Origin of the sequence: Bradyrhizobium sp. McL0615 (genome assembly GCF_049993905.1) — a bacterium.
Taxonomy (GTDB): domain Bacteria; phylum Pseudomonadota; class Alphaproteobacteria; order Rhizobiales; family Xanthobacteraceae; genus Bradyrhizobium.
Genome location: NZ_CP188254.1, coordinates 7,175,349 through 7,189,321, shown reverse-complemented (window position 1 = coordinate 7,189,321; position 13,973 = coordinate 7,175,349). Strand labels below are relative to the sequence as shown.

Genomic DNA, 13,973 nt, shown 5'->3' with positions numbered 1-13,973 from the left:
TCGGACCCGAATCTATCAGTTTGGTGTATTCACGGTTGCTAGGCTCATCGGGTCATCATCAAAAGGCCGCAAATCGGAAGATGAATTAGTCGAGATCTGTGAGGTGACGAAGAACGCGCGCAGGATTTCCCGCTGCCACACATCGCGCCGGAATATCCTTTGTAACGACGCTGCCTGCACCGATTACTGCATTGTTGCCGATGCGGACGCCGGGAAGGATGATCACTTTTGAGCCGATCCAGACGTTGTCCTCGATGACGACGGGTTCCGACGGCGGCAATTCCCAGTGCCTGACGACATCGTGCTGGTTGTTGTCCATCACGAACATGTAGTGGCCGAGGTGACAATAGGAGCCGATTTTTACCGAAGTTCGGGCGGCGATGGATGATCCGTAGTTAACGAATGTATGTGCTCCGATTTCGATGCTTCCCGTTTCGTAGGTGATCAGCTCAATGGGCACGACGGTCCCGTTTAAGCTAACGCCTTCACCGAGTACGATTTTGCCGCTGCCTGAAAGTCGCACGCGGCCTCGCAGACGCACGGATAAGGGGGCTATTGCTTTGCCTAGGAGGCGTAATTGGGCGTTCATGACGTAGGTGAAGTCCAGGAAGAAACTGGCCAGCGACGCCATCCGGCTAGTTGCCCTCAACTTCGGTTGCATTGAAACAGCAGCACGTCAACATTCATCAAATTCCGGTCCGGTGCCGTGACCCATTTCATTGAAGCGAGCTGTGCGTGGAGCGGGCCAGATCGACCATTTGCTCTCAAAGTGCCTATGATAGGAGTACGTGAATGCGTACCATGTTCGCGCGATGCGCGACTCGTGCGAACAAAGAGCCGCCCGCAAAAGCGCCTCGGTCCAGATTGTGCGCGGAAGGTCGCGCTGGAGTTTGAGCATTTAGAGGGCTCAGGCACTCCTCTGATCGGTATAATAGTTTTGGAACCCGTTGCCCTTATAGTGCTCGATGCTTTTCAGTGCAGTGGGGTCCACCTTGTTCAAGACCACGCAATGGACTCGATCTAGCATCACCGAGGTATCAGAAAGACATTCGCGGACCATGCGTTGACTTGTTTTGCCCCACTCGACGACGAAAACGAAGCCGCTACAGTGCCTCGCGATCATCCTGTAATCAACGACAGCCGCCATCGGCGGCGCTTCGACGATCACGAGGTCGTAGGTCTTGCGTGCAACCTCGATGAGCTGTTCCATCTCCTTTGTGCCAAGCAATTCCGCAGCGTTTGTTAACCGTTCGGAAGCGGGGCAGGGAAGGACATCTATATTCAGGCGCTCCTTCCTCACGACAAATTTGGCGAGAGCCGTTGGCTCTTCCAGAGCTTCCTTGAACCCAATACGTGCGTCAGGGGTCACTCTGTTCGTCAGCGACTGTCGATGAAAGTCGGCATCGATGACAAGGACGCGCGTGTTCGAATGCAGACCGAAATGCGCTGCGAGATTGACGGCCACAGTCGTCTTGCCTTCCCCGGGGCTTGACGAGACGACACAAATGACCTTCGAATCTGTTTCCCTCTGTGCGATATTGATATTGGCCCAAATGCTGCGCAGCGTCTGGGAATATCGCGAATAAGGCCAGTACAAAACGTACTCACCAATCCTTAATGAAGCTAGCTCGTCAGCTCCTGAGAGTTCCGGGAGGACAGCGCAGGGCAGCCCGGTCGCCTGGGTCACCTGCTGGGAAGTCCTAAAAACGCCAAATGGAAATGTCCTAACTAGAAGAATGCCGACGCCCAGCACCCCCCCCATTATCGATCCGCCGGCCAGAATCAACCAGCGCTTTTTGGAAGCTTCGGTTTGCGTTGGCGGGGCCGCACGGATCAAAACGCGGGCGTCCGGCGTGATGGAAGGCTGCGCATCAACCCTGTTTATTTCGCTGAGCTGCTGCAGCGCCCGATCGTATTGTGTTCGCAGAGAGTCCGCCGCTTTCTCAAGCCCACGCAGTTGGCTCAGAACTTTGCTACTTTCGCCTTCCTCGCTTAACGCGCCCGAGACTGCCGCGGAAAGCTCGTCATATCGGGTACGTGCAAGCTCGTAGTCCTTTTTGAACGATTGCGCGATGCGGTTTTGCTCTTCGGCAATCGCTTCGCGCATTTCCTCCATCCGGGTGCGGAGCTTGACCGCAGCCAAGTGATCCTTTCCAACGCGCTTTTCGATGTCCTTTGCACGTATCGAAAGATCCATAAGCTCGGAGCGTTGCCTGGAAATCTGCTCGTTGTCCGGCGTGAGAAGGGCTGCTGCATTCGGATCCTTGGCGATCCGCTCCATGCGGGCCCTTGCTTCAGCCAGCGCGAGGCGGGCATCCACCAGACTGTGCCCGAGAACTCTTATTTGTCCGTGCGAAAGCGTATCCTGGTCGCTACCGACAAGTTTGTTGGCGGCCTTAAAATCAAACAGTGCACGCTCCGCGTCCTGGGCCTGTTGCTTCAGTTCTTCGACGCGCTCCTGCATAACCTTGCCAGCCACCTTGGTCGACGAAACTTTGCTGGCAATGTTTGCCTCCATGTAAGTGTCGACGATCGCGTTAACAATCGTGGCCGCCTTCACGGGGTCCGGCAACGAAAAAGCAATAGAGATGACGCTCGGTACGTCTTCCCTAGTGACTGTCAGATCGCGAACGATGTTGTCGAAGGCGATCTTCTCCGGATCGTTGCGCGGGCTTGCAGCAGGCTCTTTCGAGAAGCCCAAGGCTTGGGCGGCGTTTCGAAACAGGCCTCGAATGCGAGAGCTAACACCGCCGGTGTTCTTTTCTCCAACGAAATTAGGGTCGCTCGCCAGTCCTAAGGATCTGATGGCTTGCAAAAGAATTGCTTCGGAGGAAATAACGTAGGTCTGACCAAACGTGTCGTAGTCGTCGATAATAGGTTCGTTGCTAACCTTATTGGTTTGCATGTACCGGGCTAGCGTTTTCTCGAATGCGATGCGGGAGCTTGCTTTGTAGACAGGGGGCATCGCAGAGAGCAGCAACATCGCGCAAACGAGCCCGAACAAAATGCCGCCGATTACAAAAAGCCAACCCCGGCGAGCGATTCCCACAAGATCGGAAACTTCAGGTTGCACCGGGCCGATCGCGGGGTGAGCGACGCTTTGCGTGACTTGGTTGTATTCAATAGAAGCCATGGAACTCACTTAAATTTGCTTTATCAACGAAAACGCTCCCCTCGCGTAAACCGCAATCTAGCAGATTGGCCGGGGTTTGGTAGCCCGTCAATTCGATTTTCACAGTGGAGTTTGCCGAACTTCCAGTTAATTATGAACGTCCTGATATCTGTTAATTCTGCGGATCAGCCCGCGGCGTTTCGATTAACCTAGGATTGCAAACGGTACCGACGGTCTTGGTGCAGCCGGGGTAAAGACTAGCGCGTCTGTCCCCAAAACGGTATGTTTGGTCAGTTCCTGCGCGGGGATTTGGCTGAAGCTTTTGCATTGGACTACGATTGTCCGTCGTGATCCGGGAAATTGGATATTAAAAAGGGGGCCGTCGATGACGCAGCTCAGCAATAAGATGCAGGATTTAAGTTCGGCCTTCGCGCGCGATGGTTACGTCACGCTGCCGAACGTGGTCTCGAAGCCGCGGCTCGCGGCACTGTCTGAACAGTTGCGAGGTGAATATAACCGCGCCCGTGCAGCTGGCGAACTGTTCTCGGGCGGCGGCACGATCAGTGGTCATCTCAACTGCTTCCCCGGCGCACAGTCGCGATTTGTGTACGACGAGCTTGAGCAATACGGCGTCTTCGATTTCGTCAGGAAGCTTTCGCCATCCGCAACGCGCATGCCCAATGTCGGGTGCAATCTCAACCTGCCGAACAGCAGCGCGCAGAACCCGCACGCCGATGGCAATGTCGCAACGCCCTTCATCATCGTCAACGTCGCGCCCGTCGATACGGACCTCCAGAATGGCGCGATGGAGGCTGTGCCCGGTACTCACTTGCGCGAGTACAAGTATTGGCAGTACGCGCTTTCCGGAAAGCCTGCGCTTCGCATGCGCATGAGTGCCGGAGACGTGATTATCCGGCTGTCTTCGGTTTGGCACCGCGGGATGCCGAACAAGAGCAAGGCGATCCGCCCAATGCTCGCTTTCACCTGGGAAGATGGCGGCAGCGATCTTGCCGACCCCTACACTGCGCATGGCGGCAAGATTACGCTGCTCACCAACCGCTACGCTCAGAACCTCAGCGGGCGGCTGCAAGAACGCGCTTTTGCCTCGCTGCCCGCGCTGGGGAAGAGTTATTTGTTCATTCGCTCAGTTGTTCGATAGGCGCCGGGCACGGGCAATAACGGTCCTCGAGACAGATCGCTTCACGCCAGGATGCGCGCATAAAGCGCGGCAAAGTCTGACGCCATGCGCTGTGGCGTGAAGTGCTGCTCGACCCGCGAGCGGCCATACTCACCAAATTGAGTGCGCAGCCCTGGGTCGTCCAGCAGGCTGAGGAGATTGGCCGCCAGCGTATCGATGTCGCCAGGGGGAGAGAGCAGGCCACACTTGCCATGCTCCACGACCTCCGGAGTGCCTCCGTTGGTCAGAGCCACGACAGGGCGCTTCATCGCCATCGCTTCCGCGAACACGAGGCCGAATGGCTCCTCGAAGCTCGGAAGCGAGAAGACATCGCAGGCCGCCATCAGCGCCGCGATGTCCGAGCGCTGGCCGGTGAAGATGACGTTCTCGCCAATGCCGAGTTCGCTCGCGTGCTCCTTGAGCATCCGGGTCGTGCCGCTGTCGGCCGGGTAGTCCGAGCCCACAATCGCAAGCCGTACGTTTGGATGCTTGGGCTTGACCAGCGCGAGGGCGCTCACCAGTTCGAAGTGTCCCTTCCCGCGGAAAAGACGCGCCACGCTCACGATGAGTGGTGCTCCTTGCGGTACCCCAAGCGACGCGCGCCCCGGGGCAGGATCCAGCGACGGGTCCCAACGTGACGGGTCGATGGCATTGAGAACCGAATGCACGCGGTCCGGTCGGTAACCTGCCTCCACGAAGCTGCGCGCCGTGTGGCTCGATACGCCAACGATCGCATCCGCACGGCCAAATGCCCAATTGACCCCGCGGCCCATCCAGTCGCCGTAATTGACGTGCACGTGGATGAGGGCCTTGGCCCCCGTGAGGGCCGCCAGGACCACGCATGCCATGGCATCGCGTGGCCGGTCGGTGGAATGCAGGATCTCGATTCGGTGGTGCCGGATGTATGCGGCGAGCCCCAACATGCTTGCTGCTGCGGCCGGCAAGCCGCCCGCGAGGCCGGCAAGCTTTTGAAGTTTGGATCGTTCCCACAGCGATGGCCCAAAGTTCGTCGGACGCAGCGCAATACCAGGGATCGCTCTCAGCTCATTGAACGCCGGTGCCAGCGATCCGGGTTGCCCTGCCGCGTGCAGTTCAAATTGGCCCTGCGGCAAGTTGCGTAGAAGCAGGAAATGGATCCACGTGTCCGCGCCAGCGATGAGCGCCGAGTTGATGAAGAGAACTCGCGTTCGCCTATCCGAGGAGGAGCCCATGAAATCCAGCGAGAATAGCCTGAAGCTCTTGGCAGAGAACGGGCGGTTAGTAGGTTGCACCGAGCGTATGTGTCGAGGCTTGGTCACTTTGTTATGTGTGCATTGTCGATGGCAAAAAGGCAAGGCGGGGGATGGGGATGCTCGCCAGTTACACGATGTTGACCAAAGCCTTCCGCCATCGCAGCTTGCTCGCGCTGATGGTTCCACAAAATTCCCATGGCCAATCGTTGGGCCTGCTTCGCCCCATTCTTCTGTTAGTCGGCGACATGGGTCGGCAGGCTGTTGGGACAAAATGAGCAACCGCTGATAGCAGCATTTGTCTGCGCGTATGGTCCCGGACGTTTGGTGGTGGACACCGTATTGTCTATCCTGGCGAACGCGCATCCCAACTTTGAGCTGGTGGTCGTCGATCAGAGCAACGACGACGAAACCTTGAAGGCGCTAAATTTGCTTGGTGCCGATCCTCGCCTGCGCTACCTGAGAAGCACAGCCATCGGCTAAGGGGGCGCGTCAATGCGAGGTTGAAAGAGATCGAAGGCTCTATCATCGCACTCACGGACGATGATTGCACGGTTCCGAAAAACTGGCTGGAAAAATTGCCTCAATTTTCGTCACATATCCCAAAGTCTCGGTTGCGTGTTGTGCGTAGCCGGCGAGCCGATCGGGCAGCCGGTTTTGTTTCGGGCTTCGTTGTTACTTGCGACAATGCTAATTTCATTGCAAGATGCGCGACACGTGGGCCGGCATTGCCGCACGGCGCAGCATACTCGAAGTTCCTCACGAGCGGTCGCATGGAACTGATGTGCATCCCCGGGTATGAATTCTTGAAGTATGCGCCGTGGCCGCCGATCAGAGGCGTGCATCATTCACGCCAGCCGCGCGGGATCGTACGCATCACGGCATTCGTAGAGGGCTTTATTGCCGGACTTCGCACCTCGGTCCACAGGACGGCCCTGATATTCATCGGCGATCGCGGATAGAATTCGGCTTTACTCTCTCCTCTACGGGCTTGTCAGGGACTAACGGCGTTGCAATTCCCGGAAGGTTAACCGTGACACCCAGGCCGCCGAAGTCCGGCCGTATTTGCCTTGGAGGCGCCTGAGAATGTCGATATACGGTGTGGCCTATAGCTGAGCTTAGGTTTTGCCACACCCGGAGCCGTCCGTGAGATCAAATACGACCAGGCTCATCTTTCGCAACGTTTCGCACCTTGGAATTGGACAAATCGCATCCACAATCCTCGGGATCCTTCTGAGTTCCGTCATTGGACGCGCATTGGAGCCTGCGCAGCTTGGCATCCTTTACACCGTCTACGCCATTAGCTCATTTGCATACGTCATCGTTGATTGGGGCCAAGGGACATATCTCGTCAGGGAAATGGCGCGGGGACGTACTGACGAACCTAGGTTAATTGGAAGTGCGCTGCTCATCCGGCTCGCAGCAGTAGTCGTCCTCTCCGCCGTTGGCGTCGCGGTCGCGGGGCCTCTCGGGTATAGTGGTCAGATTGTCGTGCTGGCGCTGTTGGCCATGCTGTCCGGGATTCCGGCGACGCTATTAGCTCCATTTGCTTGCTCGTTGCGCAGCAAGGACCGAATGGATGTCGACGCATCTCTCAATATCATCGGCAAGGCGATGACGCTGGTCGCGACCGCTATTGCCCTGCGCTTGGGTGGCGGGCTGCCGGAGGTAATCCTGATGCAAGCCGTCGGTGGCGTTACGATCCTGTTGGCCGGGGTAACCGCAGCCCTGCGCCTAAATATTAAAGTAGCTGCGCCCGTGACGAAAGTGCTTCGTGAATGCCTTCAACATGGAACACCACTTGCGACCTTCTCGCTTGTGATCGCGTCGCAGCCCTTCATCGAAATCATGATGCTCTCGGCACTGGCGGGTGCGGCAGTCGTCGGATGGTATGGCGCATCCAACACCATCATGGGCATCGTAACCTCGCCTGCAATGATTCTGCTGGCAGCGACATTTCCAGCGCTTTCGCGCGCGTCGCGTTCGTTGCCGGATCTTCGCCGCATCATCGATACAACCGGCCGGGTTATGTTCATTGCGGCCGCATTTACGTCCTCGGCTCTATACCTTTTTGCAGACCATATGGTTGCGACCATATACGGGCATGGCCGCTTCGTTGAAACCGCGTCGATCTTGCGGGTAAGCGCTCTTTTCGTGCCGCTGCTTTTTCTCGTATTCGTGCTTGCGTCCGCCATGAACGCGGTCGGTCGGAACAAGGCGATGGCTGTCATCAGCATCGTTAGAATTGTGGTCTGTGTGGTACTGAACTGGCTGCTGATTGGGTATTGGCAGCAGCGGTTTGGCAACGGAGCTATTGCACTTGTGATCATCGCCGGCGTAGCCGAGATACCCGCGATGATTGCGTGCCTTGTGCTGCTTCCAAAGGGCGCAATCGGATCAGCCATAACGCTCAATGTGGTTCGGGCTTGCGTGGCTTCGTTGTGCACAGTGGTGCCGTTGTCGATGCTGCAGCCGCTTGGATTATTGTATCTCACGCCGCTCTTTGCCCTACTTTTCGCCGTGACAGCCATGGTCACAAGGCTCGTATTGCCGAGCGATCTGCGACTTGCGTTGGAGGTGGTGCGCAACAAGCTTGCGCCTATGGTGCGGCGATCTGCGCCTGACAGGAGTCAATGAGAAGTCAAACTTAAGATGAAGACGATTTAGGTTATCGCCGCAGCCATCCGGCTAACTTTGCTCCAACAATTGATTGGCGCTCTAGCACGCAGCGCTAGACTGGTGTCATAGGACTTAAACAAGATTAAGTCTCTCTTCCGCAACAGGATCGCGTGGTAGGGCGATGCGCGACGACCTGTCTTTTTACGGAACAACTTAACCTTAAGATCGGAATGACCGCGTGACTTGCACGTGAAAGCAGTAAGGATCCCTCGAACTTCGGGTTAGGGGCTTGACGCTAGCGCAGCGCCGCGTCTTACATCTACTTATTCGCGGGTGCACAATGCGGCCATAGTCTGGCGGATGCTCACACGTTTACGGTATTCCTACGGTATTGTCGCGGAGTCAATTAATGTCGTGATAGAGGGGCATCCGCCCGAGAGTTGCACCTATCTAACCAGGTCGTTGTTCCAACGGCGGCTAGGCGGGGCTAGTGGCATCCGGCCCTGGCCGCGTGCCGAGCGCGCCAATTTGATGCAAGAAGCGATATGAAAACTAACACACACTCATTTGTTTCAGCCGTCATCTGCACGAGAAATCGACCCGACAAGATCGGGAACGCCGTCGAGACGGTGTTGGCCAATACCTATCCGAACTTCGATCTTACGATCATCGACCAGAGCACTAACGACGAGACCGAAGCGATAGTGCAGCAGATCGGCGAGCGTGACAGTCGGGTCCGTTATAAGCGAATGAGCACATCCGGACTGTCGCGCGCCTACAATTTGGCCATCGCCAGCACGACAGGCCCGATCATCGCTTTCACCGACGACGATTGCCTTGTGCCTTCGGACTGGATCGAGAAGATCGTGACGGCCTTCGAAGAGCAGCGCGACGGCCAATTGATGTACGGTCAAGTGGTTCCCGCTTATCCGGAAGATGGCGGAGGCGCACTGACACCGCTCCTGCGCATCGACAAGCCGGAACGACTGGATCGCGCGAACGGCTTCCGTGTTTTTGGGATGGGAGCGAATTTTGCCGCCCGGCGCTCTCTGTTCGAGCGAGCGGGCACGTTCGATGAGGTGCTTGGGGGCGGAGGGCCGCTCAAATCTTCCCAAGACTTCGACCTGGCCTATCGCGCTTATCGTCACGACGCCCCAATACTATTGCGGCCCGAGGTGATTGTTCGCCACGATGGTCGGCGCGAGCGGGAGGATTGGCCGGCTCTTCTGCGTGCCTACGGCTTTGGCGACGGGGCGTTCTATTCCAAACACGTACGTTGCGGAGATCCATACGCTGCCTGGTTGGTTGTGAGGAATTGTTGCAAAACAACCGCCAAAATTGCCTCGAGATGGGTCCTCGGGCGTCACGCTGCCGAAGTCGATTATCTTTCGGGCTTCTTTCAGGGCGTCCGCGGAGGGCTCAAGTTCGGTGTTGACCGGGCCACGTTGCTGTACACCGAGAAAAACTGAAGGAGACCCGCTTGGGCAAGAAGATCGTTATTGTCGGCGCGGGACCTGCGGGACTTGGCGCGGCATACAGACTGGCCGAATTGGGGCACGAAGACTGGGAAGTTTTCGAGCGCGATGACCATGTTGGCGGTCTGGCCTCCAGCTTCACCGACGAGCACGGCTTCATCTGGGATCATGGCGGACACGTCATGTTCAGCCATTACAGCTACTTCGATGATCTCGTCGAGAAGATGCTGAAAGGCGACTATGATCAGCATATGCGCGAAGCCTGGGTATGGATGTTCGATCGCTACGTGCCATATCCGTTCCAGAACAACATTCACCGCCTGCCTCCGAAGATATTCCATGAGTGCATCATGGGCATCATCGAGGCTCAGAAGAACAGTTTGACCCGCGACAACTTTCAGAATTGGATCAATTCGGTTTTCGGTGCCGGCATCGCCAAGTATTTTATGATGCCGTACAATTTCAAGGTCTGGGCCCATCCGCTGGAGATGATGTCTACCTCCTGGCAGGGTGACCGGGTGCCCAACGTCGATGTCGGGCGCATCCTCGAGAACCTCCTCGAAAACCGCGATGATGTTTCGTGGGGACCGAATAATAAGTTCAAGTTTCCGTTGCTCGGCACCGGAATGCTTTACGATCGCATGGCAGAGGCTCTGCCGAAGCCGGTCAACCTCAAGGAGAAGGTGGCATCTATCGATCCCTCCGCCAAGTCGGTGACGTTCACCAGCGGTCGCACCGTGAACTACGACTTCCTGATCAACACGATGCCGCTCAAGGAACTTGTAAAGAAGATCATCGGCTGTCCAGAAGATGTAATCGCCGCGACGCAGGATTTGCACCATACCGAGGGCATGTTTGTCGGGATTGGCGTTGCCGGTCCCTGTCCGAGCACGAAGTGCTGGATGTATTTCCCGGAATCCGACTCGCCATTCTACCGGGTCACGTACCTTTCAAACTATTCGGCTAAAATGACGCCGCCCGGAGATCACTTCTCTCTGCTCGCCGAAGTATCTGTATCAAGCTTCAAGCCGGAAAATGCCGACGACGTGGTCGAGCGCACCATCAAGGGCATGGTGAGCAGCAAACTCCTCACCCCGGAGCAGGCAAAATCCAATATTGTCAGCCGCCAGTTGTTGCGGGTGCCGTATTCGTATCCGGTTCCCACGACGGGGCGCGACCGAGCCTTGGCTGCCATTCATCCGTGGCTGACCGAGCGAGGAATTTATTCGCGTGGCCGATTTGGCGCCTGGCGCTACGAGATCGGGAACACCGATCATTGCGTGATGCAGGGAGTTGAGATCGCGGAATTCCTCGCGCGCGGCACCCCCGAACGCACTTGGGCGCTGCTGCCAGGCGAAGAAAGCCGCGCCCGCATCGCCTAAGCCGGGCACTTGGGCGGCGCCATTGCGCAGCTTCCGGTCCAATTGACTGACCCGAAATGTGGGTTTCCGGGCTCATCGAAAGCGCTCGACGATCCGGCGCCATATGTCATTGAACGGTTGCCTAAAACTATATACTTGATACTTTTCAAATGGCTACAGAGAATGGATATTTCGCATGCATGGGTTTGCGAGATCGTCGGTTGAGAGCGAGCTTTCCGGTCGCCCCCAAGAGTTCTCGCAGCGGGTCTTGAATTTCAAGATTGATTGCGAGCGGCTGGTTCGTCGAACGGAGAGACGCGCCGACGCCGTGCTGCTGGGGGATTCCATTGCGGCCGCGACCGTAATGCCTGACGGGTGGGTGAACCGTGGGCTTGCGAATGACAGCTTAAATGATGTCAACGGTGATGTCTTTGATCGCCTTACTTCCGAGTTGTTGCATCCAAACCCGCTCGCCATCGCTGTGTTTTTTGGTCTCGACGACTTGCGTCGCGGATTCATGTCTATAGATGAACTAGCCAATCTTTATGATCATCTGATTACACAACTTGGCTATCTGCATTCCACATCCACACTTGTCGTAGCCGGCCTGCCACAAGTGAGCGCCTCACAGACATCGCTTAACGCCAATATAGCCGAGTTCAACGAAAAGCTCCGCGAGATTTCTGGTCTCCGCGGTTTGCCCTATTGGGATGTGAATCGGCAGCTTCAAGAGCAAGGCTTGGCCGCCGTAAGTTCCGGAAGGGGCGCCGACGATCAGTTGCTCAACAAATCGGCGCTTGCGGAAACTGCGGCCTTTCTCGATGGAGCGTGGCGTGCATCCAAAAAGGATGGTTCTGGTCCTGTGCAGATCGGCGAGCACATCGCTCGGTTTGACGTCGAGAAACTCGGATACGATCTTCTCGCCGCGTATGGTCGCGAGTGCTGGAGCACGCGTATAGGGTCATCTACGGAAGACGACGTGGTTCGACATTTTATCACGCCGGAAATTGATTACTTCGTTCGTTATCTGGAAACCGGAGCTCATACGTTCCGCGATCTCTACGTCGGATCACGTGCCAAATTCATCGCAGCGAACGAGCATTGTTGGAAGGACAGGCGGGGCGGCATCACGGCAATGGCGGCCAGCGATGCGAAGCTCTGGATAGATAGTTTGACGAAGCAAAACGTCGATGCCAAAATACTTGAACGGGTCTCGCAGGTGCACAAGGAGATTGCGCCGTACTTCACTGCGTCAGCACCTGCGACCGTGAGACTTCTGTTCATAGGCGACTGTCTACTGGAAGATGTCGAACTGATGATCGGTGCTGATCTTCTGCGACAAGGCTTTTTGGTAGCAGTGGATCCTATCGTAACGAAAAATCCCGCTGCGCAGATCCAAGAAATTCAGGCGCGCGCCGGCACGAAATATGGTGGCGTGGTGTACAGCCCTCTGAGCTGGGAATTCGACGTCGATTTCCGCAATTGCTTTGAGACGAAGCCGCAGCTCAGTGCTGCCGTCGATCGAGACATCGAGCTCATGACGGATCGCATTGGTAAGCGCGTGCGCTTGCTGGCAGATCTTTTCGATTGTAACATCTACGTGCACAACACTGCCGCGGTCCTCCGCGCATCCAATGATACCAAGCGCATGATTCGGTCTGTTGCGACGCGCTACAAGCGTAAGCGTGTTCGCAGCAAGATTGCCGACTTCCTTGCTGAACTGGTAGCTGAAATCAACGCCGCGTCGTTCGAGCACTTGTACATTGTCGACGAGGCATCTGCCGTGCGCGAGTCGTACGATGATGTCTCGCTTGGACGGTTCATCTACTATGTGTCAGCAATTCATCCGACCGAATTGAGCGTTTTGGTGGCAACGCAGATCTCACGCTATGTTTCGGCGTCGTTGCGATTGAGTGGGAAGAAAGCGATCGTCTGCGATCTCGACAATACATTGTGGGATGGTGTGATCGGTGAGGGCCTCGGCGTGAGGCACTGTCGCAACCGGCAGCGCATTCTTTCCAATTTAAAGGCGCGCGGCATCGTTCTGGCGATATGCTCCAAGAATGATCCGGCAAATGTGAAGTGGGTAAATTCGGTTCTCAGTAGTGACGACTTTGTTGCTTCCGAGGTGTCTTGGGGCTCGAAGGCAGTCGGAATTGGGCGGATCGCTGAAGCGCTGAATTTGAAAGCGAAAGATTTTGTCTTTATCGATGACCGGCCCGACGAACGCCAGCTGGTTTCTGACCAATACGCGAGCCTCGTCGCGCTCGACCCCTGTGAGGAGGCTACCTGGATTTTACTTGAGACGTGGTCGAAACTCCTGAGCACGGCTGTCGGCGCTGACCGGACGGAGATGTACAAGCAACGCGCCGAGCGCCAAAAGCTGCTTTCGTCTCGGTCAAACGACGACGTTTCAGACACAATGCTCGCAAGCCTCAAATTGAAGCTCGACATTCGTCGTTCAACCGACGGTGACTTGAAGCGGATCTTTGAGCTGATCAATCGTACAAATCAGTGGAACTTGCAGGGCAGTCGTTGCAGCTTTCAAGATGTGAAAGACTGGCATGACTCGAATGATTTCCGGATTTATTCGGCCCGCGTTAAGGATAAATTTGGCGATATGGGGCTTATCAGCGTTTGCGTAGGCAAATTCACGGCTGATGCACTTGAGTTAAAGATTTTCGTTCTGAGCTGTCGCGTATTCGGCTTTGGCGTAGAGACTATGCTTTTGCGCGAACTGGAAAAGGATGCTGCGGAGCGCTTTGGCCAAGTGAGGGTCCGCGGGGTCTTCGTTCCTACTGCCCACAATGCGCCATCAAAAGACTTCTTCGCACGTCATGGTTATTCGGAGCGCGATGGTGCGTGGATTTTTTCTGATGCGCAGCGCAAAGCTCCGGAGCCGGGTTGGTTTGAGAAAGTGAGCATTCAAAAGTAGACAATCTCAGGTATGGGATTGATTTTTGAAGTTCATTCCTGATCACGACTGAAAGCGCGCTAGCA

At 56.2% G+C, this 13,973-nt stretch carries 10 protein-coding genes; 7 read left to right on the top strand and 3 right to left on the bottom strand.

From position 1 onward, the window contains the following. Positions 1-85: 85 nt before the first annotated feature. Positions 86-631, bottom strand: a complete 546-nt coding sequence (locus tag ACPPVP_RS34545; protein WP_426528028.1) for an acyltransferase — start codon at positions 629-631, stop codon at positions 86-88. A gap of 276 nt (positions 632-907) precedes the next feature. After that, complete coding sequence (locus tag ACPPVP_RS34540; RefSeq protein WP_426528027.1) at positions 908-3,133, bottom strand: AAA family ATPase; 2,226 nt, start codon at positions 3,131-3,133, stop codon at positions 908-910. A 364-nt stretch (positions 3,134-3,497) separates the two neighbouring features. Between ACPPVP_RS34540 and ACPPVP_RS34535 the strand changes: the two genes are divergently transcribed. Then, a complete protein-coding gene (locus tag ACPPVP_RS34535) occupies positions 3,498-4,271 on the top strand; it encodes a phytanoyl-CoA dioxygenase family protein (protein ID WP_426528026.1) in 774 nt (257 codons plus the stop codon). 41 nt (positions 4,272-4,312) lie between these two features. On the opposite strand, the gene ACPPVP_RS34530 is transcribed toward ACPPVP_RS34535, so the two are convergent. Continuing rightward, the gene (locus tag ACPPVP_RS34530) at positions 4,313-5,500 is read right to left on the bottom strand and encodes a glycosyltransferase family 4 protein (RefSeq protein WP_426528025.1); all 1,188 of its coding nucleotides are present in this window, start codon (positions 5,498-5,500) and stop codon (positions 4,313-4,315) included. Between the two features lie 348 nt (positions 5,501-5,848). Here ACPPVP_RS34530 and ACPPVP_RS34525 point away from each other — a divergent pair, with 348 nt between their 5' ends. From ACPPVP_RS34525 to ACPPVP_RS34500, 6 genes are all read left to right on the top strand, one after another. Further along, a complete protein-coding gene (locus ACPPVP_RS34525) occupies positions 5,849-6,001 on the top strand; it encodes a glycosyltransferase family 2 protein (protein ID WP_426528024.1) in 153 nt (50 codons plus the stop codon). A 20-nt stretch (positions 6,002-6,021) separates the two neighbouring features. Continuing rightward, a complete protein-coding gene (locus tag ACPPVP_RS34520; RefSeq protein ID WP_426528023.1) occupies positions 6,022-6,480 on the top strand; it encodes a hypothetical protein in 459 nt (152 codons plus the stop codon). A 184-nt stretch (positions 6,481-6,664) separates the two neighbouring features. After that, positions 6,665-8,155, top strand: a complete 1,491-nt coding sequence (locus tag ACPPVP_RS34515; protein WP_426528022.1) for an oligosaccharide flippase family protein — start codon at positions 6,665-6,667, stop codon at positions 8,153-8,155. A gap of 527 nt (positions 8,156-8,682) precedes the next feature. Continuing rightward, entirely contained in the window at positions 8,683-9,606 is a 924-nt protein-coding gene (locus tag ACPPVP_RS34510) for a glycosyltransferase family 2 protein (protein WP_426528021.1), read from the top strand. 11 nt (positions 9,607-9,617) lie between these two features. After that, positions 9,618-10,994, top strand: a complete 1,377-nt coding sequence (locus ACPPVP_RS34505; RefSeq protein ID WP_426528020.1) for a protoporphyrinogen/coproporphyrinogen oxidase — start codon at positions 9,618-9,620, stop codon at positions 10,992-10,994. Positions 10,995-11,241: 247 nt separating this feature from the next. Next, positions 11,242-13,908, top strand: coding sequence for an HAD-IIIC family phosphatase (locus tag ACPPVP_RS34500; protein WP_426528019.1), 2,667 nt, complete (start codon positions 11,242-11,244; stop codon positions 13,906-13,908). The last annotated feature ends 65 nt before the right edge of the window (positions 13,909-13,973 follow it).